Below are 24,603 nucleotides of genomic sequence, written 5' to 3'. Positions count from 1 at the left end.
TTTACTATGCATTGTTAACATTATATTCACTTGATAATTTTTCTTGGTATGTTCCTACTAATTTATCTAAGGCTCCTTTAATTTCAAATTCTCCTGGAAGTATAACCATTCTTCTTGCATCTAGTATAAATCTACTTTCTTTCATTACTATACTATTTGTAGATATTTTTTTGTTTACACTACCTTTTAAATCAAGAAGTAACTTTGAAATTTCACCTTTTGTTATATTTCTTAATATTATTTCTATTTCTTTTACTGTTAATAAGCTGTCTATACATGCTCTTTCAATTTCTTCATTAAACATATCTATAAGTGTTTTTGTATTGCTTTTTACATATTTATTAATTAAAAATTTAGCTATATGTATAAATGTTAAAGATCCAGCTAACATAGCAATTAAGCTAATTCCAATTATTGCTATCTTATTTTGTATATTAAACACCAAATAATTTAATATTTGTACTACTATCCATCCAAAAGCAGCTCCTGTAATCCCTAAAGGTAACTCTATATTTTCAATAAACTTTGGTCTATCTTCTAATTCTTCTATCTGTATATTATGAAAAGCTCCAAAATTACGTGTATCATAAAGCTTTATATCTGACATAGTTCCTACACTAGATACATTTTTAGCAAATCTATAATAAGCATCAGTATCTACTGTATTATCTAAACTTAGCTCTTTTATAAAATCATCTCCATAAACTTGCATCGATCTTAATACACCTTTAGCTGCTGCATCTTCCGGTGAATCTCCATTCCATATAGATAATGCATACTCCATGCTTCCTGATATCCCTAAAACATGCTCACATTCTATACTTCCGTCAATTTCAAAAAAATCTAATCCTTTAATTTTTCCTTCATTGGCTATATTTTTTGCTTGAGAATAAGTAAATGCGCCTCTATTCAAAACAGTTTTGGGATCTATTGTGGTTTGAGTAATCCCATCTTTAACTCTTTCATCAAAATCACTTATCGCTTCTTCATATTTGTCGCATGGAATCTCTACTCTTGTAGGACTTCCATCTTCTTTTGTGTATCTTAACTCCCCATAATTTAAGCAAGCATCTACACATCGCTCACCAGTGCTATTATATTTACTTCTTAGTCCTCTAGCCATATATAACTGATATCCTCCTCTCTAGATGTAATTATTTACATGATATTTAAACTAAAGTTTTTGCTAGTTCGTCCTCGCCTAATATTTTTGTAATTTTAACACCAAAATTTTGTTCTACTACAACCACTTGACCATAACCTATTTTCTTACCATTTACTAATATTTCAACTTCTTGATTTGAAAATGTATCAAGTTCTATCAAAGATCCTTTTGTTAATTCAAATATTTCCTTTAATGTCATTTTACTTCTACCTAAAATCGCTGTTACTCTTAAATCTATATCTAAAATCCTTGAGTAGTTATTATTCATATAAGTTACCCCTCTTTCTTTATGCTATATAATTATCTTGATTGTAAGTTATTTACCATGCTCCACATATCATCTACAGCTTGGATACCCTTACTATTAAATTGAAGAGCTCTTTGAGCTAAAATTAAATCAGTCATTTCTTGTTGCATTTCAACATTAGACATTTCTATATGACCTTGTATTATATTACTCTTATTAACTGTTATCACATTATTTTCATTACTAGGAACAAATAAGCTATCTCCTGCTGGTAAAAAATCATTATCTCCTATTGCAGAATATAGTTCTATATTACCAACTTTTTTTCTATTTACAAATACTTCTCCTAATTTATTTATAGATAAATCTCCATTTTGTAAATCTATATTATTATATCCTGTTTTATTTTCAAACTTAATATCAAGTACATTACCACTATCATCTACTAATTTTCCTAAAGCATCTACATTAAACTCTCCATTCCTAGTGTATGCATAGCTTCCATCAGATTTTGTAACTCTAAAAAATCCTTCTCCATCTATAGCCATATTTGTTTTTATACCAGTATTTTTTAACGAACCTTGAGAAAAATTTCTTAAAGCATCTGATGTTTTTACTCCTGTACCTGTATTAGCAGTTTTTGAATTTACAGGATAAGACTTTCTATCTAAAGTTTCTGTATATAAATCTAGAAATCCTATTTCTAATTTTTTATATCCAGTTGTGTTTGCATTAACTACATTACTAGATATTATATCTACCTTATTTTGACTTGCAATCATTCCTGACTTACTATTACTTAATATATTGTACATTTTAAACTACCCCTTATTATACTCGTCCTATTTCACTTGCAATTTTTTGAAGTGTAGAATCTATAGTTTGTATTATTTTTTGACTAGCTTCAAACTCTCTAATTGTCTCCATAAGTGATGCTGTTTCATTTACAGAGTTAACATTAGATGATTCTAAATATCCTTGTTTTACAGAAAAATTTGTAGCTTGTACTGGATTTTCTCCATGATATAGATTTTCTCCAACTTTAGTTAAGCTATTATAATCTTTAAAATCAACTACTTCAAAACTATATTTTTCTACTCCATTAATACTAATATTATTATTTGACAATACAGAAATTTTTTCATTACCCACATGTATTGGTTCTAATGCTCCCGTCATTTTATTATTACCCATAACGTTATGACCTGCATCTGTTACAAGATATCCTTGGCTATTTATGTTAAAAGACCCATTTCTTGTATAATACGTATTTCCTGAAAAATCCTTTATCTGAAACATTCCATTTCCACCAATTGCAAAATCAGTATTGTTTCCAGTTGAAATATGATTTCCTTGATTAAAATTTGTAGTAGTATCATCTATACTAACTCCAAAACTCATATCTCCTAAAACTTGCTTTTTAGATGCTCCATTTTCGTATTTATCATTATTAGATAAAGTTGCTTCTTTAAAAGCTTTAGATACAAGATTTTCTGATTTAAATCCAACTGTATTTATATTAGCTAAATTATTGGTTATAATACTTTGTCTTTCTTGCAAATTTATCATCGATGATACAGATGTATAAAGTCCTCTTAACATAATATTTCACTCCTTTTATTTATATATATTTAAGTTTCACCATAATGGTCCTTAAATTAGCTATTGCCCTACTATGTATTTGTGATACTCTAGACTCTGACACTCCTAATACTACCCCAATTTCTTTTAGCGTTAATTCTTCGTAATAATATAAAGATAATACTAATTTATCTTTTTCTTTAAGCATATCTAATGCTTTAGCTAATATTTCAACTTTTTCTTCTGATTCTACTATATCACTTGGTGATAAAGTGTTTTTTTCCTTTATAGTATCTATTAATCTAACTTCATGATCATCATCAGATATGACTTTATCAAGAGAAGTAGTGTTTAAGTGACATAGTCTAACTTTTATATCACTTATCTCTTTTTTTGATAAATTCATGTATTCTGATAGTTCATCTATTGTAGGTTCTCTAAAAAGTTGATTTTGTAAAACTTCAACAGATTTATTATATTCATTTATTTTACTTATATAAAGTCTTGATACTGGTGAATGTTTTCTTATCTCATCTATTATAAAACATCCTATTCTAATAGATGCATAGGTTGAAAATTTTACACCTCTATTGGCATCAAATTTTTTACTTGCATCTATAAGTCCTAGTACACCTAAACTTACTAGGTCTTCATACTCCATACCTATTTTGCTTGTATAATATTTAGATGCAATATGTTTAACAAGAGGCATATTATTTACTATAAGTTCTTCTTGATTTAATAGAGTCATGTCATCAACCCCCCCATTACTATATATTAATTACACCCTGTGCTTTTATTTTTATATCATTTGGTATTTCATTTAATGATAAAATTGTTACATGTGGGAACACCATTTCAACTAACTTTCTAAATGGAGCTCTTATTTTGGGAGACACTACTATTATCGGTCTATTATTGTAGAAGTTGATCTCCTCCACTAAATTTTGTATACTTGAAAAAATTCTATTAGTACTTTCTGGATCTACTGCTGGATAAGTTCCATTAACAGATCTTTGTAAATTATTTCCTATCATATTTTCAACGTCCATAGATAATGTAGCTACTGTTATAGAATTATTTTCGTCTATCAAATCTGAACAAATATTTCTATTCATAGCCATCCTTACATACTCAGTAAGTAGTTCAATATCTTTAGTATTTCTAGCATGATCTGCTAATGTTTCTAATATAGTTACTCTATCTTTTATTGCTATTTTTTCTCTTAATAAATTTTGGAATACTTTTTGAACTTCTCCTAAAGTCATAAGATCTGGAATAAGTTCATCTACAACTGCACCATATCTTTCCCTAGTAGCATCAATTATAGTTTTCACTTCTTGTCTTCCTATAAGCTCATGTGACTTAGATTTTATTACTTCAAGTAAATGAGTAACTAAAATTGTTGTTGGATCTACAACTGTAAATCCATTTAATTCTGCTTCTTCTACTTGATCTGTTTTTATCCATAAAGCATCTAATCCAAATGTAGGTTCTTTTGCTTTTATACCTTCCATATCAAACTCAAGTCCCATAGGATTCATACATAAAAGCATGTTTGGCATAAGGTCGTAAGTTGCCACTACATTTCCTTTTATTTTTAAACTATATTGATTTGGATTTAGTTGAAGATTATCTCTTATTCTTATTGGCTGAACAACTATACCCATATCTATAGCACATTGTCTTCTAACCGAAACTATTCTTTGAAGTAAATCTCCACCATTACTTTCATCAGCTAAAGGTATAAGAGCATATCCTATTTCAACTTCTATTGGTTCTACATCTATAAGAGTAGATACATCTTCAGCTTCTTCTCTTGTTCCTGTAGTTGACTCTATATTTTCTTCTATTATATTTAATTTTTCTATTGATTCTTTATCCTCTTTATTCAACATATAAGCTATAAGTATAGCTGCTAGTCCTAATGTGAAAAATGATAACTTTGGAAGCCCTGGCATAAGACCTAATATAATTAAAACTATTCCTGTGATTGCCAATGCTTTCGGTGCTGAAGATAACTGCTGTCCAACTAAAGTACCAAAGTTTTCATCACTATCAGCTCTAGTAACTAATATACCTGATGAAACTGATATTAAAAGTGCTGGTATCTGACTTACAAGTCCATCTCCTATTGTAAGACTTATATATGTTTTAATTGATTCATCAAAACTCATACCAAGCATAACTACACCTATTATAATTCCCCCAATGATATTTATAGTAGTTACAATTATACCTGCTACAGCATCACCTTTTACGAATTTTGATGCCCCATCCATAGAACCATAAAAATCTGCTTCTTGTTGAAGCTCTCTTCTTCTTTTTCTAGCTGTTTTTTCATCTATCATACCTGCATTTAAATCTGCATCTATACTCATTTGTTTACCTGGCATTGCATCTAGTGTAAATCTAGCTGATACCTCAGATACCCTACCTGAACCATTTGTTATAACAACAAACTGAATTATTACTATTATTAAGAATATAATTATACCTACAACATAATTTCCTCCAACAACGAAATTACCAAAGGATTCAATTACATTCCCTGCATATCCTTGTCCTAATATAAGTCTAGTTGAGGATATGTTAAGTCCTAATCTAAATAATGTTGTTACAAGCAAAATCGTAGGAAATATTGATAATTGCAATACACTTGTTGAAAAAAGAGTTAATAGTAAAATTAATACAGATAATGCTACATTAATAGATAATAATATATCTAATAAAAACGGCGGTAAAGGAATTATTATCATTAACACTATTCCTATAATTCCAAAACTGACCAATACATCAAATCTTTTTTTTATATCAAACTTTTCCATCTAAAACCTCTCTTTTTACATCCTCTTATATCTATTTTTTATTTTGTAAACAGCTACTAATACTTCAGCTACTGCTTGATACATATCCTCTGGAATTTCTTGATCAATTTCGACCTTCTTATATATAAGCCTCGCTAATGGCTTATTCTCAATAATAGGTATATCATGTTCCTTTGCTATTTCTCTTATTTTAAAAGCTACTACATCTGCACCCTTTGCTACTACAACCGGTGTAGTATCTTTTCCTTTTTCATATCTTATTGCTATAGATATGTGGGTTGGGTTTGTTACAATAACTGTTGCCGAAGGTACTGCTTGCATCATCCTTTGTGATGCCATTTCCCTTTGCTTTTGTTTTATCTTTCCTTTTAATTGAGGATCTCCCTCCATTTGTCTATACTCTTCTTTAATTTCTTGTTTAGTCATTCTAAGACCTTTTTTGTGAGTAAATTTCTGATAAACAAAATCAACCACTGCTATTATAACTACTGCTATAGATATACGTCCTAAAAGCTCTTTTATAAGATCAATTACTGTGTATATCATATAAGGGAAATATATATCTCCCATTTTTATAATACCTTCAAAATTATTCTTAACAAATGAATATCCTATTACTAAAAGTATCGTCATAATCACTATACTTTTCACCATATTTCCTAATGCTTTTAAAGAAAACATGTTTTTAAGTCCGCTTATTGGATTAATCTTTGATAACTGTGGTTTTAAACCTTCTCCCGTTAATAAAAATCCAGTTTGAGCTATGTTAGCTATTATAGAAACTACCATAATCACTCCACCCATAGGTAAAAATAATTTCATAAAACTAATTCCAACATCAATAGACAAGTTTTGTAAAAAATTATAATCTATAGTTTTAGTTAAATCTTGACTAAAAAATGTTATAAAAAAAGTTTTAAATTCAGATATCATAAAATTTCCCATTATATAAATCAAAAGTAAAATTGCTACTAATGAAACAGCATTTACTATCTCTTTACTTTTTGCTAAATTACCTTTTTTTCTAGCATCGCTTTTCTTTTTAGCCGTTGGTTCTTCTGTCTTATCTCCAGCTGATAATATAATTCCAATCGGGCCTAAATAACTACCATTCATAGCTAAAGTTCCATCAAGTATATGTGGCAACTTATTAAATAAATTATGAATTTCTGTTAATATAAATGGTAAAGATATCATTAAAATCATAATACCAACCAATAATTTTAGCGGCATTCCAACAATCATTACATTCAACTGCGGTATACTTCTAGATATAAGTGACATTATTAAATCGGCAATTATTAATGATATTATTATTGGTATAGCTATTTTAATTCCTATTATTACATATTGAACAAACACATTTATTATATATTGTAAATTATTGCTTATTATAGATTCTCCTACTGGAACTAATAAAAAGCTTTGTTGGATTCCTCTTATAAGCATGTGATGTCCGTTTATTCCAAAGAATATAACAATCCCCATCCAATACATTAAGTTTGATATAAGTGTAGATTGATCTTTAGTATTTGGGTCATATATATTTGCCATAGATAATCCTAACTGTTGATCTATTAAACTCCCCCCTATTTTCAAACTATTAAAACATATACTAGTTATATATCCTAGAACTAAACCAGTCATAGTTTCTGTCACAGAAAAATTAATTAAACTAATCGTACTTTCAATCTGAACATCTACATCTACTGTAAATGATACTACCACGGACATAAATAAGGAAAAAATCACTTTAAACACTTTAGGTGTACCTGATGGAAATATAACATTTATAGAAGCAAAAAATGTTATTAATCTAATAAATATAAGTATCATATTTTACTCCTACTTAGTTATTACAGATATTAAATTCATAATTTTTGTAGTAAATTTCATCAATTCATGTAGCATCCAACTTCCACCTATAACTAAAGCTACAAGTATTACAACTAGCTTTGGCACAAACGTTAACGTTTGTTCTTGTATTTGTGTTGTCGCTTGAAAAATACTTATTAACAACCCTACTACTAGTGATAATATAAGTATCGGTCCTGCAACTAACATCCCTGTGTATAAAGCTTCTTTTGCTATGCCCATAACCATATTTTCAGTCATAACATATCTCCTTATTATGAAAAGCTTAAAAGTAAAGATTTAATTAATAAATTCCATCCATCTACCATTACAAATAACAACAATTTAAAAGGTAAAGCAATTGTTGCTGGAGGAAGCATAAACATCCCCATCGACATTAATGTACTTGATACAACTAAGTCTATAAGTAAAAATGGTATATAAATTAAAAAGCCTATTTGAAATGCTGTTTTAAGTTCACTTATTGCAAACGATGGAACCAAAACATATAGTGGTATATTTTCCCTACTCACTTGTTTTTTATTTAAATTTGCACTATCTACAAATAGCTTTATATCTTCTTCTCTAGTTTGCTTAAGTAAAAACTTCTTTATAGGTTTTTCAGTTTCCTTAAGCGCTTCTTCGAATTTAATTTCTTCCTTTATATATGGTTGAATTGCATTATCATTTATCTGTGTAGCCACAGGAGCCATAATAAAAATTGTAAGAGCAAGTGCTATTCCCATTAAAATTTGATTTGGAATTGATTGCTGAGCTCCTAATGCTGATTTTATAAATGAAAATGTAATAATTATTCTTACAAAACTCGTCATCATAAATACAAGAGTTGGTAAAAACATCAATAAAGTTAAGAATAAAAATAATTGTATTAGGGGAGTAAGATTATTTAAATTTGGTGTTAAATTATTTAAATTTGGTGCTAAATTATTTAGTATCTCCATTGTTCTCCCCCTTTACATTAGATTTCTTAAGCTTTATTTTATTTAATTTAAAATTGTTTACTTTTAAGTTTTTTCTATTATTTCTTTCTTCTATTACTTTCACTTCTTCGCTACTTAAATCTTTAATTTTTTCTATCGATGATGATGAAGAAACTATTACACATCCTTCATCACCTATTTTTAAAACAAATACATTTGTATCTTTATTTAAACTTGTTCTATCTATTACTTTAGTATATTTATAAATACTTAGATTTTCTAAATTGGCCCTACTGACCTTTATAGATACCACTATCATAATAATAATAATTGGTATAAATATACTTAAATTTATTAAGTATTGTAAAAGATTATCCATGACAATTCTTCTTTAGTCTCCTTTTACTTTAGTCTCCTTTTGTTCAACTATAAGTATATCAACTCTTCTATTTATTGCTTTATTTTCTGGTGTTGTATTTTCGACTAAAGGCTTATACTCTCCATATCCCTTTGCTGTAAATTTAGCTGGATCAAGACCTTTACCTTCAATGAAATATCTTATAACACTTACAGCTCTTGCTGTTGATAATTCCCAGTTTGACCCATATTTTTCTGTATGCATAGGAACATTATCTGTATGACCTTCAACTAATATATCATTTTTCATATCAGTAAGTAATACATTTATACTATTTAAAACTGCTTTACTATTTTCTTTTAAATCTGCCATACCTGGGTCAAATAATATTGACTCATCTAACTGAAGAACTACTCCCTTTTCTTCTTGTCTAACCTTAACTACATCTGTAAGATTATTTGATTTTACTGATTTATTTACTTTATCTACTAAAGCATCATAGTCCGAAATTGGTTCTTTAATAGGCTTGTCTCCCTTAACATTAACTTCTCCTACCATTTGAGTTTGCATTGCATCTGATACTTGCTGCATTTTTTCTTTATCCACTTCTGCCATAGAATAAAGTAAAATAAAAAAGGTAAGAAGCAACGTTATCGTATCGGAATAGGTCGTAATCCAAGCTTCAGTATTTACCTCTTCCTCGTTACCTCTTTTCCTACGCGACATCTTCTCCAACTCCTTTAGAACTACTATCACTTCTACTTAAATAAACTTTTTTTTCTTCTTCACTTAAAAATGCTAATAATTTTTCTTCTATAATTCTAGCATTGTCACCATCTTGCATGCTCATTATTCCAGCTAACATCATATCTCTAGTAGCAACTTCTTTTTGTCCCTTATTTTGTACATTAAATCCTAATGGGTTTAATATAGCACTTGCAGCAAATGCTCCATAAAGTGTTGTTATAAGAGCTTTACCCATACCTGTTGCTATTTGGTCTGTATCACCTAGCCCACCTGCAAGCATCTGTATAAGACCTATCAAAGTTCCTAACATACCAAATGCTGGTGCATAAGATCCCCAAATTTTAAAAATTTGAGAACCTTGGTTGTAACTATTTTCAGTTTCCATCATTTCAAGTTCTAATATTTCCTTTATTTTTTCTTGTTCTATTCCATCTATTACTAATTCTAAGCCTTTTCTTAAGTAGTCATCTTCTATTTCAGAAATTTCTCCTTCAATAGCCAAGAAACCATCTTTTCTAACTTTCTTTGATAATTCTTTGAATTGATCTATTAAATCTGGCTTAAAAACACTGTTCATTGAAAAACTCATCTTTATTATCTTTAACATTCTTTTCATATCAGTCATAGAGAATGTTATAAGTACAGCTGCAAAAGATCCTACTATTGTTATTACTATTGATGGAATATCAAAGAATATACCAAAACCTAATTCACCATTAGCACCATAAAGCATTGTCCCTATTACTAATATTAACCCTATTGGTGTAAGTATATCTTGCTTTTTCATTTATTCTCTCCTAACTATCTCTTAAGATTTATTATCTCTTGTAAGATTTCATCACTTGTTGTAATTACCTTACTTGATGCCTGAAAGGCTCTTGTTGTTACTATCATTTCTGTAAACTCTTCTGATAAATCTACGTTTGACATTTCTATTGCACCTTGATTTACATTACCATATTTAGCATTTGCAATTGGAGCACCTGAGTTTCCAGTTACTCCATATAAGTTACCACTTAAAGCCTCTAGCCCTGCTGGATTTTTAAATACAGCTATTCCTAACTTTACATTAAATCCACTAGTATTATCTGCTTTAGTTCCGTCTGCAAGTGCTAAAGAAACACTACCATCTTTTGAAACTGTAAATGAAGTTACTTTTTTCTTAGGATCTGTAGATCCTTTTGGATGCTCATTAGGTATATTTATTTGAGCTCCTGTTGAATCTACAACATGGTATCCATTTGCAGTTACTAAATCACCGTTTGTATCTATAGAAAATGAACCATCTCTTGTATAAACTATTTCTGGTGCGCCAGTTTTTCCTTTATCTATTGTAAAGTATCCATCACCATCTATAGCAAAGTCTGTATTATTTCCTGTTGTTTGCATAGAACCTTGTATCATATTCTTATTAATTCCAGCTACCTTTACTCCTAATCCAACTTGTCCTGGGTTAACCCCTCCTATTCCTCCACTTGGAGCACTTGCATATATACTATTTTGGTATAAAGTATCAGTAAAACGAGCACTAGATTTCTTATATGCTGTTGTTGATGCATTTGCAACGTTATTCCCTACAACGTCCATTCTCGTTTGATTAGATTTCATTCCACTTATTCCTGAGTACATTGATCTTAACATTATTTTTACTCTCCCTTATTTTAAATATTATTATCTGTATTAGTAACTTCTTCTGTTTTATCACTAGTTATTGGTTGGTCACTAACCTTTAGTAAAGAATCATATGTAAATGATTTTACTTCACCAGTTTCATCAAGTTTTATATTCATATTGATTACTCCATCTTCTATATAAACATTTTCAACTTTTCCAGTATGCTTTGTTATCTGTGTTGAATCATCTTGTTGTGAAAATACTTCTACATTTTTTCCTATTAGTGAAGCTGCTGTACTCATAGCTGAGTTTACTAACAGTCCATTACCCATATTTGCTACATAATTCATTCCATCTTTTATAGCCATCAAGTTTTCCAAACTATTAAACTGAGCTAACTGAGTTATATACTGAGTTGGATCTTGTGGTTTAAATGGATCTTGATTTTTCATTTGAGCCACTAGTAATTTTAAAAATAAATCTTTATCAGCTCCTTCTCCTGAAGCAACTACTTTAGTACCATTTTCAGTTTTTGTAGTATTTTTTGTACTACGAGTACTTATGTTTGTATCTGTACTTTTAGATGATAAAGTATTCATAATGACCCCCTTTAAATTAAAATATTTAGATTATTTGGTTCTTGCTTAATATCTGTTATTTCTTCTATATCTTCAATTCCTAAATTTTCATTCTTAGTTCTTTTTTTGCTATTCTCTTGATTTCTTCTATTAAACTCCTGATTCAAGTTGTCTGAGAAAAAATGTTCATTGTTGCTTTTTAAATCAACAGATACTTGTTTAACATTTATATTTAAATCACTTAAATGCTTAGTTATATCTTGAATATTTTTATTTACCATATCAAATACTTCTGGTTTAGATACAGTTATTAATATTTTAGTATGTTCAAGATCTTTGACTAGATTTATAGTCATTTCACCAAGTTCTCTAGGAGTTATTTTTATTTTCATTTCCTCAAGATTATTAGTTTTTAAATATTTTACAGTTTTTAATATATCTTCTTCCATAAACTCTTGTCTTATATAACTTACAGGAGTATCGTTATTTCCTTCTTTTACTACATTTTCTACATTTTTAGTGTCTAAGTTTGAATTTACAAATAATAAATTTTTATTTTCTCCCGTGTCTATAATACTTTCTAATACATCAGTATCTTTATCTTCTGAACTCCTATTTTGTAAGTTTTTAACTTCTAAACTTCTAAACGTAATTATATCATCATTTATATTTGAGTTAGAATTAGATTCAGTTGATTTTTCAGTACTTATAACTTGATTATTTTTCAAACTCTTTTCATTTAAATTACTATCATTTTCAAATTTATTATTCTTTATTTTATCTAATATTAAATCATAAATTTCATTGTTTTCATCTAATACTGTCTGATTATTTGTTGTTTTATCACTAAAATCTTCTTTATTAATTAAGCTATCTAATTTTTGTAAAAATTGAAGATCATCATTAGACATATTATCCGTATTTAACTTTTCATTTATAGAATTAAGTATGTCTTGTAAATTTCCCGACTTTATATTATCTAACTTACTTAAATCAAATCCTTCAACTTGCACGTCCTTTAAGTTACTTAAATCAATATTTTCGTTTGGTTGTATATTTTGTATATTACTTAATATCATTTGAAGCAATTCTAAATTAATTAAATCATCTTTATTATCTTTTGAAGAATTATTAGCAAACTCATTACTTTCTCCTAATGACTCGAAAAGATTTGAAAAGTCATTTTTACTTTTACTAGATTCCTTAGAATCACTTACACCTTGAAGGCTATTTGAAAATTGTGCTGAAATATTTAAATTCATTTTACTCACCCTTTACACAAACTCTGGTCTATTTCTCATATATGCATATAAAGCAAACTCATCATTTGTAATTTGTTCTTTTCTTTCTTCTTCTTTAAGAAGTTTCTTTAATTTATCTTCTTTTATTTTTTCTAAAGATTTTCTTTCAATTTGTTTATCAATAAACTCAATTTTAGCACTTTCAACTTTCACAGCTTCTTTTTCAACTTCTATAGTAGTTGATTTTATAGAATGTGATAATGAAGATAAATAAGCAAGAGTTATCTTTTGTGTAACTATGTCGTCAACTTCGCTTATGTCAAAGTATTTATTATAGTCAGATTTTAAATTTTCTAATTTGCCTTCTACTATCTTTTTTCTATTTTGAGCTTGACTGTACTTTAGTTTGCTTTCTTCTTCATTTTTTATTTTTATGTCTAATACTTTATCAAGTCTAAATTTAAATTTTTTCAATTTAAGCAGTCCCCTTTTAATCAAATAATGTAATTAATTTATTTTTGCTTTCTTCAAATATTGTAGTTTCATCTACGCTCTGCTTTAAAAAACTATTTACTTTATCTATATATTTAATTGATAAATCAATTTTTGGATTACTTCCATTTTCATATGCACCTATATTAATCAAGTCTTCAGCTTCTTTAAATATTGCCAATATATCTCTTGCAGATGATGCTGATTTTTTATGATCAGGTTCGCAAATTTCACTCATAAGTCTACTTACACTATTTAATATGTCTATTGCCGGATAATGATTTTTATGTGCTAAGTCTCTAGATAACACTATATGTCCATCTAAAATTCCTCTAACAGTATCAGCTATTGGTTCGTTGAAATCATCTCCATCAACTAAAACTGTATAAAAAGCTGTTATAGAGCCCTTATCTGATAGTCCACTTCTTTCCATAAGTTTTGGAAGCATTGCAAATACAGATGGAGTATAACCTTTTTGAGCTGGAGGCTCTCCTATTGCAAGTCCAACTTCTCTTTGAGCCATTGCAAATCTTGTAACAGAGTCCATCATAAGTATTACTTTTTTACCTTGATCTCTGAAATATTCAGCAATAGATGTAGCACTTAGCGCTCCTTTTAATCTTACAAGAGGAGATTTGTCAGAAGTTGCACAAACAACTACTGACTTTTTCATTCCTTCTTCTCCTAAATCTCTTTCTATAAAATCTAGAACTTCTCTTCCTCTTTCTCCTATTAAAGCTATAACATTTACATCTGCCTCTGCTGTCCTTGCAATCATTCCTAAAGTGGTACTTTTTCCAACTCCACTACCTGCAAATATGCCTATTCTTTGTCCTTCTCCACAAGTTATAAGACCATCTATTGCTCTTATTCCTGTTGGCATTATTTCTGTTATTCTTCTTCTTTTCATCGGATCTGGAGGTTGATTGAAAAGACTGTATCTTTCTCCTCCTAAAATACTACTTCCATCTATTGGATTTCCTATACCATCTAGAACTTTACCTAAAAGTTCATCACTGCATTTAACATTAAGTGGAACTCCCTTTGCAACTACTCTGCATCCAGGTCCTATACCTGTCAGTTCTCCAAGAGGCATAAGTATTATTTCTTCATCTTTAAATCCTACGACCTCACAATCAATAGGGCTATTTAGCTGATTATATACAACACATAACTCTCCAACAAATGCTTTTATGCCTTCTACTTCTATAGTTAGTCCTATAACTTTTTTTACTTTTCCTTCTGATGTTACTGATGGTATATCTTTAACTATATGAATTAATTTTTCAAAATCTATATTTATCATAGTAGTTCCTCTTTTACTTTATCTAATACAGAATCAATTCCAACGAGTAATCTTCCTCTTTGAGTATCTATTATTGCATTACCAGCTTCTATAGATTCATCACCTATCACAAAGATATCACCATTAATTCTTTGACTTTCCTTTAATTCAGTAACTTGATTATATAGACTTTCTTTATATATAGGATTCGCTTTTATAACAAAATTTTCTTTTAATTCATATTCTGATATAACGCTGTTAACTATAGTTTCCATAGATTCTACATCTTCAAATTTTTCTCTTAATACTTGTTCAGCTATACTTATACTTAATTTTAATATTTCTTCTTTTTTGCTTGATATATAAGTTGCTACTTCTTTATTAGCATTTAATAATACATTATTTGCACTATCTAAAATTTTTTTTGACTCTTGTTTAGCTTTTTCTATATTTTCTTCGTAAGCTTCCTTGTATCCATCTTCATATCCATTTTTAACACCTTGGCTATGACCCTCTTCGTAAGCTTTCTTTTCTATATCTGTTGCTTCTTGTTTTGAATTTTCTATCATTTCAAGAGATTCTTGACTTGCTTTTTCAAGAATCTCCTCATATTGTTTTTGTGCTTCTATAATTTTTTGTTCCATCTCTTCTTGTTGCCTCAATAATTCTTCATTTAACTGATAAGTTTCTTCTGCTATAGCTCCTACTGCATTCTCTACTATAGGTTTTTCGAATCTACCTATAGTTATTTTCCCCTTAAATTTTACATTTTCTCTCTTAATTACATTGCTACTGTTATATGATAAAGTCATCGTCTGAACCTCTATTTAATGTTATAACACCTTGATCTTCAAGTCTTCTTACAACGTTAACAATATTTTGTCTTGCTTCTTCAACTTGAGATATCTTAATTTTACCTAATAACTCAATTTCTTCTTTAAGGGCTTGCGCTGCTCTTTGAGATTGATTTCTATAAATAACATTAGAAATTTCTTCTGTAGCTGCTTTAAGGGCAAATGCAATATCTTTAACATTAACTTCTTTAAGTATTGCTTGAATAGTCATATTATCAAGTCTAATGATATCTTCAAATACGAACATATTAGCTTTGATTTCTTCTGCTAATTCTTCGTCTCTTTCTTCTATGTAACTTATGATACCTTTTTCTGTTTGACCATCTACATTAGTTAATATGTCAACTAAGCTATCAACCCCACCAGAAGTTCCTTTTTCCATTTTACCAAGAACTGATAATTTCTTTTCAACAGCTTTATCTATAGCCTTTATAACATTTGGCGATATAGATGAGATAGTTCCTATCTTTAAAGAAACTTCATTTTTTATATTTTCAGGAAGTTCACTTAAAATCATAGCTGCTTTATCTGATTGAATATGAGCTAAAATTATAGCTATAGTTTGAGTACTTTCTCCTTGAATACAACCTAATATATGCTCAGGTTCTGCTTTTCTTGCAGATATAAACAACTTAGTATATGCATCATATTTAATTCCTTCTAAAAGTTTGTTTGCTCTTTGATTGCCTAAAGCTCCATTAAGTAATGTCTGAGCATAGTCAATACCACCTTCTAAAACAAACTCTCTTCCTTTATTCATTTCTATAAACTCTTGTAAGATTTCTCTTCTTTCTCTTGAGTTTACTGTTTGTATACCCGCTATTTCCACACCTATTTTTTGTATTTTTTTATCTGATAATTCTTTGATTATACCAGATGCAACTTCCGGCCCTAGAGTCATTAAAAGAACAGCTGCTTTTCTAGTTCCAGTTACTTTTCTTACCCTAGGAATATCTCCCAGGTCAAATGCATTTCCTTGTTTTGTAACTTCTTTTTCCAAAATAACCAACCACCCTTTACTTTACTCGTTTAACCAATTCTTGATTAAGTCTCTTACTTGTTCTGGATTTTCAGAAGCATATATCTTAACTTCTTCTTCTAGTGTAAGAGTTTCTTCACTATCTTCTATATATTGAAGTCTATTCTTTTCTATTTCTTCTAATTTTTGATTTAATACATCAAGTTCTGAATCTTCATCAAACATATTTTCCTTATTTTTAGCTTTTTTCTTCATAGCAAACATAATTCCTAAAGCTATAGCTATTAAAATTAAAAGAGCTCCTACTACATATCCTATTGTTTTTAAAATATTATTAGCCTCCTCTTTTTCTTTCTTAGCAGCCATTTCTTCTTCTGTCATTCCATTTGCATTAAATTCCATAGCTACTACAGAAACACTATCTCCTCTTCCTTCTTGGAATCCAATAGCATCTGATACCATTTTTTCAACATTATTCGTAACAACTCTAGATAATTGTCCGTTAATAGCAACAGAAGCAGTTACTCTATTTAGCTCCCCTTGAGCTTTTATAGTTTTTGTTTCTACTTTTCCGGTATTATAATCTGTTTTTTCTTCTTTAGATGTTGTTTTTGAATTCGTATTATCTTTAGTATTATTCATATTATTATCAACCGCTCCACCAGTTTTACCTGAGTCAGTTGTTGTATTTTCACTTTTTGTTTCGCTTTTTATAACTTTATTTGGATCTACAACTAATTCTGTTTTCTCCTTTGAATCAAAGTTTAAATCAGCATTTACACTAACCTTTACTTTTCCTTTTCCAAATATAGGTTCAAGAAGTGTTTTTACAGAAGTTTCTAGTTCTTTATTTAAATCCTTCTCTGCTTTTCTAGCTACATCAAGTGCACTTCCTTCTTTTGAATTAATCTTTCCATCTTTATCAAATAACCCTTCTGATAAAAGATTCATATATTGGTCTACTACCTCAACATTTTGCTTTGGTATATTTGAAGTACTTGCACTAACTAAAGACATTATTGATCTTACTTGATTAGGGTCTATTTCTTCTCCTGCTTTTAAGTTTATATAAACCGCAGCACTTCCAGGTTCACTTTCTTTTGCAAATACAGACTCTTTCCCTGGAGTCATATTAACTCTAGCACTTTCAACCTGTGGGAATGTCTTTATACTTTTTTCAACTTCCCCTTGTAGCATTCTTAGTTTTTTTATTTCAAATTCTTCATCTGTCATTCCAAAAGAAGAACCTTGATCCATAAGTTCAAATCCTACTGAACCATTAGAGATATTGCTTGATAATTCAATTCTTAATTTATCAACTTGCTCCTTTGGAACATATATACTATCTCCTTCGATTTTTGTTTCTACACCTTTACTTTCAAGTTCTTTAGTAATTTTAGCTGCATCTTTATTATCTAAACTTGAATAAAGAAGCTTAAATTTGTTTTGTTTTGTATATCCTATAGCAAAAACTCCCGCTAAAATTATTGCTATAATTCCTACTATAATAATGATTTTCTTTTCTTTTTTTAATGCTTTGAATTTTTCTTTCTTGGCGCTTATAAATCCCTTTATTTTTTCTAAAATTTCCTTTGGTTTCATATATCTACTCCTTGTTAACAGGCTACAATTGTACCGAGCTTAGCTCTTTGTAAGCATCATATAGTTTATTTCTAACCTCTAACATTAGCTGCATAGACATTTGTGATTCTTGAACAGATAACATAACTTCATGCATAGATACATCTTCACCTTTTACAAGACCCTCTATTTTGTTATTTGCATTCACTTGACTATCATTTACTTTTTCTATAGCGCCCTTAATTACATCTGAAAAATTCGTTACCTTATTTTCATTACTTACTACTTCAGTTCTTATTCCTGTCGCAAAAGGATTAGAAGTTGCAGCAATACTTGCTATTTGTGACATATACTTCCCCTACTTTCTATTTATTTAACACTTCTGACTTATCTGCCTATTTCTAATGCTTTTGATACCATACTCTTTTGAGCATTTAATGTATCTACATTAGACTCATATGCTCTAGAAGCCGAAATCAAGTCTGACATTTCTACAAGTACATCTACATTTGGATATTCTACATATCCTTGTTTATCCGCATCTGGATGTTCTGGATCGTATATTCTTCTAAGTGGTGATTCGTCTTCCTCTATAGAAGCTGTTTTAACTCCTAACATCCCTAACTTTTCATCATAGTTTTGTGAAAACACTGCAATCTTACGTCTATATGCTCCACCTTCATCCGTTCTAGTAGTCTTCATATTTGCTACATTAGAAGAGATTACATCCATTCTCATTCTTTCTGCTGAAAGCCCACTTGCACTAATCCTCATTCCACTAAAAACACTCATTTAATATTTACCTCCCAGATATTACACTTTTTGTCATGGCTATTTTTGTATTAGTAAGACTCACTAATGCATTATACTCAAGAGTAGTAGCAGCCTGATTTACCTTTTCATTTTCTAAATCAATATTATTTCCGTCTTCTCTCATACTTGAGAAATCATCTGTTTTAAGTTCAATTTTAGCGTCTTTATCAAGTTTTCCAGTTAATGTTTCTTCGAACGTTACATATTTACGTTTATAATTTGGTGTATTTATATTTGCAATATTATTTGCAATAGCCTTGCCTCTTAACTCTGTAGCATCAAGACCCATTTTCATCAAATTGTATATTTGCATAACCCCTCCTAAATCTAATTATTTTACTTACAATATAAAAAAAGCGACCTCCCAAGAGGTAGCTTTTTGTCACTTGTTTCTACATATAATTTATACGCTAGATATTAGAATAAAAAATCCTAATATTCGTCAGTATTTTTCAAATGCATACAAAGTGAAAATTACTTTACCCTTTGGCAACTGGCAGGCATAGTCTCAAACCTTAGCCCCTATAGCTTTGCGTCTTTAGATTTCTCTAAATTTGCCCTTTAAACCTTATAAATGTTCTTATTTTATTATACACTTATTTAGCTTATTTTTCTATGTTTTTTTACAAAATGCATCACATTTAACGAACATTTTTAGTTTTTCCATATGATGGAAAATACTACATTTTTCTTATATTTTCTACCATTTTATTAAATAACATACCATTATTTTCATAACTTTACAATAGTTTTGCATAAGTGGTCGTTATATGGTTATAAGTGGTCATTTTTGACATTTGATATGATACATTAAAATAACCATTAATAGTGCTTAAGTCGTGAATATTATAATTATATTTCTAATTTTCAATATTAAGTAATAAAAAATGACTCAATCTTTAGAGAGAGTCATTCTTTATAAACCAACATATAAAATTTTATTTTTTTGCTATAATGTGTATAACCACTGATTTTTTATCTTTAAAAACAACTCAGTTAGCAGTTACATTAATTTACTATTTATCTAATATATTTAATTCTGTTCCATCTGAAAATTTAATATAAGATGCATAACATCTCCCATGTCTTTGTTCCTTTGGTGGAAACTTTAGATAATCTCCATACGTTAAAGACAATATTTGTTTGTACCCTATAGGAGCAGAAAACTTATATCCTTCAAATTCTATATCAATACTATCTGCATACCATTCTCTTTTAAGTATATATCTTTTATTTTTTAAATATTCCAGATTATTTGACACTAACAGCTTTGTAATTTTCCCATTAAAATACGTAGAAAAAAATTCAAACACACTAATAGTTATAATTCTAGGTATTAATTTTAAAATTTCATACCATAGTCTAGCAAATAAATGTTCTTTAAATTTACATCCTACTGGAGCCCACAATATCTTTCTACTCATTTTACATACAAATTCTTGCACTTGTTGTATAAACTTATTTTCTATAATATTATCTAAACAATGAACATCAATATCATCATCCCAAGGTATAAACCCTTTATGCCTAATTGCTCCTAATAATGTTCCATCTGATAAAAAATATTTTATTTTATGTTTTCTGCAAATCCTATCTAACTCTAGGATTATAGTCAAAAGATCTTTATGTAATTTATTCAATTGATTTTTATCTAATTTTAAATATTTATGTTTTGTATACATATCTTGCCTTTCTTAAATTTATTTTTAAGCATAATTTTATTTTTTAATTTAAAAGCAATTTATTTAGATTATACGGTTTTTAGATAAAAATTTTATCTTTATTATTCAATATATTATTTCCAATTTATTACATAATTTAAGAACGCAAAATAGTCTTAAATATATTAATAATTAATACATTTAAGACTATTTTTTATAATTACTAAACCTAACGTTCTAAAATAAACATCCACTATTTAGTTATTTATAACCATTCCTATACCAAAGTAATGCATTTTTATATTCTTCAATAGTATCTATTTCCTTTAAATTTATTTCAATAATATTTAGTGGCAAGTTAGGTGTAATCATTTTATATACGTGATCTTCTCCATCCTCAAGTTTTTTTGAAAATATTTTAAACAATCCTGTCCACTGATATTTTCCACTTTCTCTTGAAAAATTTATTGCACGTTCATGACCATCAATAAATTCTGTACTTACATATACAGGATCCTTTGTATAAGGTTTACATACGCCTATTGCTTCTTCATCATCTCTTAAAATAAATTTTTTTAATTCATCTGGTTCAAATAATAAATCTCCATCTAAAGAGATTATCATATCATTTGGATATTTTTTCCCTAACGATAGACTTGCTGCTGTCTTAGTATCTTTATATTTATGATTAAATACAAATGTTATATCCTTACGATAAGAGCATACCAAATCAATTACTTCTTGAGCTTGATACCCAACAACAATACGTATATCATCAAATTTATCCATGCATTCTAATTGCCTAATTATTAAAGGCTTACCATCTATATCAATTAATGCCTTATTTTTATTTAGACCTAGTCTTGTGCCTCTCCCTGCACAACTTATAACAATCGTTTTAGAAACTGACATAGTTTTTCCTCCTCATAAAATGCATAGTCACAAACTTGCAACAAACTTGGGGCTATCGGTCTTACTCCTCCAAAACCTATACCTATGTCAGAACATTCCACTAATTTAGCATCATTATTTCCATCTCCAATTGCAACTATTGGACTATTTATTTCTTTAATAATGTCTTCTTTTTTTATTATCTTAGATATATACTCAATTTTTTCACCCTCTATATATGTTTTAGATGAATAGTATTTATCCGACATTTGCAACTTTTCCATAAGTTCACAAATCCAGACATCTAAATTTCCAGTTACTATAATACATCTTTCTCTATTATCTGAAATAAACTTAATAAGACTTTCATTAAGTTCTATATTGTCAATTACTTCACGAACCTTATTGATTGGTATTTGTTTCAAGACATCCACTCTCTTTATAAAACTTTTTTCAAAAGATATATTACCTAACATAGTCTCTTCAGTTATTTGCTTAATACTTTCATATGCATCAATATATTTTGCTATTTCTGGTAAAATTTCTTTTTTAGTTAAAGTTGAATCCAAATCAAATACAAATTTATATTTACTCACTCTTTTCCCCCCTGCCGTCTAATTTTATACTTAATTATTTCAATTTCAGTTCTAATCCATCCATAAACCTAACATATGAAGCATAGCAATGACCTTGTCTTTGCTCTTTTTGAGGCATTACCATATAATCTCCATATGTTACATTTAATATTTCTTCATATCCTTCAAACTCCATATTTATAACCTTATCATACCATTCTTTTCTGAAAACAAGTGGCTTCTTAGATTCAAGTTCTGTATTATTATATACCAGAAAATCAGTTTGCTTATTATTATAAAATTTAGCAAAAAACTTAAAAATATAAATAGGAAATTTTCTAGGAATCAGACTTATAATAGTATATTTCCATCTACTAAATATTCTAGTACCTTTTCCTGCTGCTAATAAAATAGCCTTCATACTATCACTGCATTAAGTATAATTTTATAGTAAATCTAACTTTTCGAATTCATTCCAAAATAACTTCATACTTTCAATACCACCAGTAGTAATTCTAATCCAATCAACTAAAATAGGATTATTATAAGTTTTTATCAATATTTTTCTTTCTTTTAGCATATCAAATAATTCTTTGGGCATTTTATTACTTCTAATTAAAATATAATTGCCTCCATTACAATAATAATCATAGTTATTTGTTTTTAATTTTGAAATTAAAAACTCTCTTCCTTCTTTTTCTATCTTAATTAAATTTTCTATTATACTAGGATTTTCTAATAATTTTTCTGCAAATTTTATTGCAAAACAATTCACTGGATAAGTTCCGCTAGCACGTTTTAACATATCTATCATCTTATAATTAGACACTATATACCCAATCCTTCCCCCTGCTATAGATAAAAGTTTAGTAAAAGTTCTAAAAATCATTAACTTATCATATTCATAAATCAAATCCAAAAACGATATTGGATTAAAATAATAATACACCTCATCAATAATAATAACAGCTTGATTTTCTTTAGCTTTTTCTATAATCCTTATTATCTGATTTTCGTTCCACGATTTACCAATAGGGCTATTGGGATTTAATAGTGAAACTATCCCTGTATTTTTATCTATACTATCAATTATTTCCTCTATATCTACTTCAAATTTTTCATTAAAATGTATCGGAACGTGATGCATACCATACATTTTACTATAAACTGAATACATCTCAAAACTTGGATTTACAGAAATTATTTTTTTATCTAGTTGTCCAAAAACCTCAAAAGCAAGGCGTATCGCATCATCCAAACCATTTGTATAAACTCTGAAACAGTTACTCCTTTATCTAAAAAATAATTTTCTAAATAATCAACAGCATAAAAGCTACTATTATCTAAAATTTCAGTTTTTATCATTGATAATATTGACTTTTCAGTTATCATATATTGAAATATTACAGAACTGTAATCACTAATCAACGCTTTAGAAATAGCTATAGATGGATATACATCACTATTTTGATCTACAATTATATTTTTAGATTCATTAACCCTTTTTATAATACTTTCGTACCAATCTAGCATTTTAGGTCTCATTGTTTTTATTGTTATCTCCATAAGTGGATGAGGTCTCCAAATTAATATACAATCTTGGTTATCTATAAAACTATTCAATACTTTTTCTACATTATTTATCTAATCTAAATTTGACAATAAGTCACTAATTCCTGTGTTAAATAAAAATACTTTTTTATCTTTTATAATATTTTTCCACTCTGGTCGTATTGTTTTATTATTTCTACACGCCAATAGTGTTGCATCAAATTTTGGAGAACCTAAATTTAATATATTATCACAGCTATGACCACTAGCAATAAATAACTCTTTTTGGACTTTAGACTGAACTACAACTTTTGTTGAATTAACTGCTCCTGGCAATAAGTTAAATTGACTAACTTGATTTTCATAACTTCCTGCAACAAAATATGGTACATAAACTAACATATTTGTATAATTCAATAAATTCTTAGAAAAATATTTAGGATATACCATAGTTAATTTATTTATTCCATCATATGGATTATGTATATATACAATATCTGGCTGTCTATTTTCTAAATCATATGGCATAACCTCTATTTATTTAGGAAAACTATTACCTCCATAACACATTTTAGAAGGCATTCCTTCTTGATTCAATTCATAATATGGTATAGGGATTACATAAGCAGAACAATATTTATCAGACTTAGCTTCTCTCCAGACACTCTCTAATGAATCCCACATATATGTTTTATATGGCATTAATGCTATTTCTAGTTCCGTATTAACATCATTAACTATTTTATTTTTCAACATTCTTATATTAA

At 28.5% G+C, this 24,603-nt stretch carries 31 protein-coding genes and 1 riboswitch; all 31 genes read right to left on the bottom strand.

What is annotated here, in order from left to right; all coding sequences use genetic code 11:
- Positions 1 to 4 precede the first annotated feature (4 nt).
- Positions 5 to 1,123: a hypothetical protein gene (locus CHF27_RS02600; RefSeq protein WP_095405935.1), complete on the bottom strand. Its 1,119-nt coding sequence runs from the start codon at positions 1,121 to 1,123 to the stop codon at positions 5 to 7.
- A 46-nt stretch (positions 1,124 to 1,169) separates the two neighbouring features.
- On the bottom strand, positions 1,170 to 1,433 hold the full coding sequence (locus CHF27_RS02595; RefSeq protein ID WP_095405934.1) for a FliM/FliN family flagellar motor switch protein: 264 nt from the start codon (positions 1,431 to 1,433) through the stop codon (positions 1,170 to 1,172).
- Positions 1,434 to 1,465: 32 nt separating this feature from the next.
- Complete coding sequence (locus CHF27_RS02590; RefSeq protein ID WP_095405933.1) at positions 1,466 to 2,227, bottom strand: flagellar hook-basal body complex protein; 762 nt, start codon at positions 2,225 to 2,227, stop codon at positions 1,466 to 1,468.
- A gap of 16 nt (positions 2,228 to 2,243) precedes the next feature.
- Positions 2,244 to 3,014 carry a flagellar hook-basal body complex protein gene (locus CHF27_RS02585; RefSeq protein ID WP_095405932.1) on the bottom strand — a complete coding sequence of 257 codons (771 nt, stop codon included), beginning with the start codon at positions 3,012 to 3,014 and terminating at the stop codon, positions 2,244 to 2,246.
- Positions 3,015 to 3,033: 19 nt separating this feature from the next.
- Positions 3,034 to 3,744: a sigma-70 family RNA polymerase sigma factor gene (locus CHF27_RS02580; protein ID WP_095405931.1), complete on the bottom strand. Its 711-nt coding sequence runs from the start codon at positions 3,742 to 3,744 to the stop codon at positions 3,034 to 3,036.
- A 19-nt stretch (positions 3,745 to 3,763) separates the two neighbouring features.
- Positions 3,764 to 5,821 carry a flagellar biosynthesis protein FlhA gene (gene flhA / locus CHF27_RS02575; RefSeq protein WP_095405930.1) on the bottom strand — a complete coding sequence of 686 codons (2,058 nt, stop codon included), beginning with the start codon at positions 5,819 to 5,821 and terminating at the stop codon, positions 3,764 to 3,766.
- A gap of 15 nt (positions 5,822 to 5,836) precedes the next feature.
- Positions 5,837 to 7,657 (bottom strand): fused FliR family export protein/FlhB family type III secretion system protein, encoded by a 1,821-nt coding sequence (locus tag CHF27_RS02570; protein WP_095405929.1) that lies wholly within the window; start codon positions 7,655 to 7,657, stop codon positions 5,837 to 5,839.
- 9 nt (positions 7,658 to 7,666) lie between these two features.
- Positions 7,667 to 7,936 (bottom strand): flagellar biosynthesis protein FliQ, encoded by a 270-nt coding sequence (fliQ, locus tag CHF27_RS02565; protein WP_095405928.1) that lies wholly within the window; start codon positions 7,934 to 7,936, stop codon positions 7,667 to 7,669.
- A 14-nt stretch (positions 7,937 to 7,950) separates the two neighbouring features.
- The gene (fliP, locus tag CHF27_RS02560; protein ID WP_095405927.1) at positions 7,951 to 8,637 is read right to left on the bottom strand and encodes a flagellar type III secretion system pore protein FliP; all 687 of its coding nucleotides are present in this window, start codon (positions 8,635 to 8,637) and stop codon (positions 7,951 to 7,953) included.
- Positions 8,621 to 8,995, bottom strand: a complete 375-nt coding sequence (locus tag CHF27_RS02555) for a flagellar biosynthesis protein FliZ (protein ID WP_095405926.1) — start codon at positions 8,993 to 8,995, stop codon at positions 8,621 to 8,623. Before CHF27_RS02555 ends, fliP begins: the two co-directional genes overlap by 17 nt.
- Before the next feature lie 12 nt (positions 8,996 to 9,007).
- A complete protein-coding gene (locus CHF27_RS02550; protein ID WP_095405925.1) occupies positions 9,008 to 9,700 on the bottom strand; it encodes an OmpA family protein in 693 nt (230 codons plus the stop codon).
- Positions 9,690 to 10,508 carry a motility protein A gene (locus CHF27_RS02545; protein ID WP_095405924.1) on the bottom strand — a complete coding sequence of 273 codons (819 nt, stop codon included), beginning with the start codon at positions 10,506 to 10,508 and terminating at the stop codon, positions 9,690 to 9,692. The genes CHF27_RS02550 and CHF27_RS02545 overlap by 11 nt, the downstream gene beginning before the upstream one ends.
- Positions 10,509 to 10,522: 14 nt before the next feature.
- Positions 10,523 to 11,362 (bottom strand): flagellar hook-basal body protein, encoded by an 840-nt coding sequence (locus tag CHF27_RS02540; protein WP_095405923.1) that lies wholly within the window; start codon positions 11,360 to 11,362, stop codon positions 10,523 to 10,525.
- A 20-nt stretch (positions 11,363 to 11,382) separates the two neighbouring features.
- Positions 11,383 to 11,934: a flagellar hook assembly protein FlgD gene (locus tag CHF27_RS02535; protein WP_095405922.1), complete on the bottom strand. Its 552-nt coding sequence runs from the start codon at positions 11,932 to 11,934 to the stop codon at positions 11,383 to 11,385.
- An 11-nt stretch (positions 11,935 to 11,945) separates the two neighbouring features.
- Entirely contained in the window at positions 11,946 to 13,175 is a 1,230-nt protein-coding gene (locus tag CHF27_RS02530; RefSeq protein ID WP_095405921.1) for a flagellar hook-length control protein FliK, read from the bottom strand.
- 12 nt (positions 13,176 to 13,187) lie between these two features.
- Entirely contained in the window at positions 13,188 to 13,628 is a 441-nt protein-coding gene (gene fliJ / locus CHF27_RS02525; protein ID WP_243444925.1) for a flagellar export protein FliJ, read from the bottom strand.
- Positions 13,629 to 13,644: 16 nt separating this feature from the next.
- On the bottom strand, positions 13,645 to 14,952 hold the full coding sequence (gene fliI / locus CHF27_RS02520; protein WP_095405920.1) for a flagellar protein export ATPase FliI: 1,308 nt from the start codon (positions 14,950 to 14,952) through the stop codon (positions 13,645 to 13,647).
- Positions 14,949 to 15,743: a FliH/SctL family protein gene (locus tag CHF27_RS02515; RefSeq protein ID WP_095405919.1), complete on the bottom strand. Its 795-nt coding sequence runs from the start codon at positions 15,741 to 15,743 to the stop codon at positions 14,949 to 14,951. Before CHF27_RS02515 ends, fliI begins: the two co-directional genes overlap by 4 nt.
- Positions 15,727 to 16,785 (bottom strand): flagellar motor switch protein FliG, encoded by a 1,059-nt coding sequence (gene fliG / locus CHF27_RS02510; protein ID WP_095405918.1) that lies wholly within the window; start codon positions 16,783 to 16,785, stop codon positions 15,727 to 15,729. Before fliG ends, CHF27_RS02515 begins: the two co-directional genes overlap by 17 nt.
- Before the next feature lie 21 nt (positions 16,786 to 16,806).
- On the bottom strand, positions 16,807 to 18,366 hold the full coding sequence (gene fliF, locus CHF27_RS02505) for a flagellar basal-body MS-ring/collar protein FliF (protein ID WP_095405917.1): 1,560 nt from the start codon (positions 18,364 to 18,366) through the stop codon (positions 16,807 to 16,809).
- A 22-nt stretch (positions 18,367 to 18,388) separates the two neighbouring features.
- Positions 18,389 to 18,694: a flagellar hook-basal body complex protein FliE gene (gene fliE, locus CHF27_RS02500; RefSeq protein ID WP_095405916.1), complete on the bottom strand. Its 306-nt coding sequence runs from the start codon at positions 18,692 to 18,694 to the stop codon at positions 18,389 to 18,391.
- 38 nt (positions 18,695 to 18,732) lie between these two features.
- Positions 18,733 to 19,137, bottom strand: a complete 405-nt coding sequence (gene flgC / locus CHF27_RS02495) for a flagellar basal body rod protein FlgC (RefSeq protein WP_095405915.1) — start codon at positions 19,135 to 19,137, stop codon at positions 18,733 to 18,735.
- A 7-nt stretch (positions 19,138 to 19,144) separates the two neighbouring features.
- Positions 19,145 to 19,471: a flagellar basal body protein gene (locus tag CHF27_RS02490; RefSeq protein WP_095405914.1), complete on the bottom strand. Its 327-nt coding sequence runs from the start codon at positions 19,469 to 19,471 to the stop codon at positions 19,145 to 19,147.
- A 172-nt stretch (positions 19,472 to 19,643) separates the two neighbouring features.
- Positions 19,644 to 19,727, bottom strand: a riboswitch (cyclic di-GMP riboswitch).
- 447 nt (positions 19,728 to 20,174) lie between these two features.
- Complete coding sequence (locus tag CHF27_RS14555; protein ID WP_095405913.1) at positions 20,175 to 20,840, bottom strand: LicD family protein; 666 nt, start codon at positions 20,838 to 20,840, stop codon at positions 20,175 to 20,177.
- Between the two features lie 240 nt (positions 20,841 to 21,080).
- A complete protein-coding gene (locus CHF27_RS02480; protein WP_095405912.1) occupies positions 21,081 to 21,731 on the bottom strand; it encodes an NTP transferase domain-containing protein in 651 nt (216 codons plus the stop codon).
- Positions 21,704 to 22,306, bottom strand: coding sequence for an HAD-IB family phosphatase (locus CHF27_RS02475; RefSeq protein ID WP_095405911.1), 603 nt, complete (start codon positions 22,304 to 22,306; stop codon positions 21,704 to 21,706). Before CHF27_RS02475 ends, CHF27_RS02480 begins: the two co-directional genes overlap by 28 nt.
- 34 nt (positions 22,307 to 22,340) lie before the next feature.
- Positions 22,341 to 22,706: a hypothetical protein gene (locus CHF27_RS02470; protein ID WP_095405910.1), complete on the bottom strand. Its 366-nt coding sequence runs from the start codon at positions 22,704 to 22,706 to the stop codon at positions 22,341 to 22,343.
- A gap of 24 nt (positions 22,707 to 22,730) precedes the next feature.
- A complete protein-coding gene (locus tag CHF27_RS02465) occupies positions 22,731 to 23,543 on the bottom strand; it encodes a pyridoxal phosphate-dependent aminotransferase (protein WP_095405909.1) in 813 nt (270 codons plus the stop codon).
- Positions 23,498 to 23,908 carry a CDP-glycerol glycerophosphotransferase family protein gene (locus tag CHF27_RS02460; protein WP_158534717.1) on the bottom strand — a complete coding sequence of 137 codons (411 nt, stop codon included), beginning with the start codon at positions 23,906 to 23,908 and terminating at the stop codon, positions 23,498 to 23,500. The genes CHF27_RS02465 and CHF27_RS02460 overlap by 46 nt, the downstream gene beginning before the upstream one ends.
- 21 nt (positions 23,909 to 23,929) lie before the next feature.
- On the bottom strand, positions 23,930 to 24,364 hold the full coding sequence (locus CHF27_RS02455) for a hypothetical protein (RefSeq protein ID WP_095405907.1): 435 nt from the start codon (positions 24,362 to 24,364) through the stop codon (positions 23,930 to 23,932).
- 9 nt (positions 24,365 to 24,373) lie between these two features.
- Positions 24,374 to 24,592, bottom strand: coding sequence for a hypothetical protein (locus CHF27_RS02450; RefSeq protein WP_095405906.1), 219 nt, complete (start codon positions 24,590 to 24,592; stop codon positions 24,374 to 24,376).
- Positions 24,593 to 24,603: the final 11 nt, after the last annotated feature.

Source organism: Romboutsia maritimum (assembly GCF_002251085.2).
Lineage (GTDB): Bacteria > Bacillota > Clostridia > Peptostreptococcales > Peptostreptococcaceae > Romboutsia_B > Romboutsia_B maritimum.
This window is presented reverse-complemented; position numbering and strand designations above follow the sequence as displayed.

Coding starts and splice junctions, on each gene's coding strand:
- CHF27_RS02600 (WP_095405935.1), bottom strand. CDS start 1,123: ATGGCTAGAGGACTAAGAAGTAAATATAATAGCACTGGTGAGCGATGT.
- CHF27_RS02595 (WP_095405934.1), bottom strand. CDS start 1,433: ATGAATAATAACTACTCAAGGATTTTAGATATAGATTTAAGAGTAACA.
- CHF27_RS02590 (WP_095405933.1), bottom strand. CDS start 2,227: ATGTACAATATATTAAGTAATAGTAAGTCAGGAATGATTGCAAGTCAA.
- CHF27_RS02585 (WP_095405932.1), bottom strand. CDS start 3,014: ATGTTAAGAGGACTTTATACATCTGTATCATCGATGATAAATTTGCAA.
- CHF27_RS02580 (WP_095405931.1), bottom strand. CDS start 3,744: ATGACTCTATTAAATCAAGAAGAACTTATAGTAAATAATATGCCTCTT.
- flhA (WP_095405930.1), bottom strand. CDS start 5,821: ATGGAAAAGTTTGATATAAAAAAAAGATTTGATGTATTGGTCAGTTTT.
- CHF27_RS02570 (WP_095405929.1), bottom strand. CDS start 7,657: ATGATACTTATATTTATTAGATTAATAACATTTTTTGCTTCTATAAAT.
- fliQ (WP_095405928.1), bottom strand. CDS start 7,936: ATGACTGAAAATATGGTTATGGGCATAGCAAAAGAAGCTTTATACACA.
- fliP (WP_095405927.1), bottom strand. CDS start 8,637: ATGGAGATACTAAATAATTTAGCACCAAATTTAAATAATTTAACACCA.
- CHF27_RS02555 (WP_095405926.1), bottom strand. CDS start 8,995: ATGGATAATCTTTTACAATACTTAATAAATTTAAGTATATTTATACCA.
- CHF27_RS02550 (WP_095405925.1), bottom strand. CDS start 9,700: ATGTCGCGTAGGAAAAGAGGTAACGAGGAAGAGGTAAATACTGAAGCT.
- CHF27_RS02545 (WP_095405924.1), bottom strand. CDS start 10,508: ATGAAAAAGCAAGATATACTTACACCAATAGGGTTAATATTAGTAATA.
- CHF27_RS02540 (WP_095405923.1), bottom strand. CDS start 11,362: ATGTTAAGATCAATGTACTCAGGAATAAGTGGAATGAAATCTAATCAA.
- CHF27_RS02535 (WP_095405922.1), bottom strand. CDS start 11,934: ATGAATACTTTATCATCTAAAAGTACAGATACAAACATAAGTACTCGT.
- CHF27_RS02530 (WP_095405921.1), bottom strand. CDS start 13,175: ATGAATTTAAATATTTCAGCACAATTTTCAAATAGCCTTCAAGGTGTA.
- fliI (WP_095405920.1), bottom strand. CDS start 14,952: ATGATAAATATAGATTTTGAAAAATTAATTCATATAGTTAAAGATATA.
- CHF27_RS02515 (WP_095405919.1), bottom strand. CDS start 15,743: ATGACTTTATCATATAACAGTAGCAATGTAATTAAGAGAGAAAATGTA.
- fliF (WP_095405917.1), bottom strand. CDS start 18,366: ATGAAACCAAAGGAAATTTTAGAAAAAATAAAGGGATTTATAAGCGCC.
- fliE (WP_095405916.1), bottom strand. CDS start 18,694: ATGTCACAAATAGCAAGTATTGCTGCAACTTCTAATCCTTTTGCGACA.
- flgC (WP_095405915.1), bottom strand. CDS start 19,137: ATGAGTGTTTTTAGTGGAATGAGGATTAGTGCAAGTGGGCTTTCAGCA.
- CHF27_RS02490 (WP_095405914.1), bottom strand. CDS start 19,471: ATGCAAATATACAATTTGATGAAAATGGGTCTTGATGCTACAGAGTTA.
- CHF27_RS14555 (WP_095405913.1), bottom strand. CDS start 20,840: ATGTATACAAAACATAAATATTTAAAATTAGATAAAAATCAATTGAAT.
- CHF27_RS02480 (WP_095405912.1), bottom strand. CDS start 21,731: ATGTCAGTTTCTAAAACGATTGTTATAAGTTGTGCAGGGAGAGGCACA.
- CHF27_RS02470 (WP_095405910.1), bottom strand. CDS start 22,706: ATGAAGGCTATTTTATTAGCAGCAGGAAAAGGTACTAGAATATTTAGT.
- CHF27_RS02455 (WP_095405907.1), bottom strand. CDS start 24,364: ATGCCATATGATTTAGAAAATAGACAGCCAGATATTGTATATATACAT.
- CHF27_RS02450 (WP_095405906.1), bottom strand. CDS start 24,592: ATGTTGAAAAATAAAATAGTTAATGATGTTAATACGGAACTAGAAATA.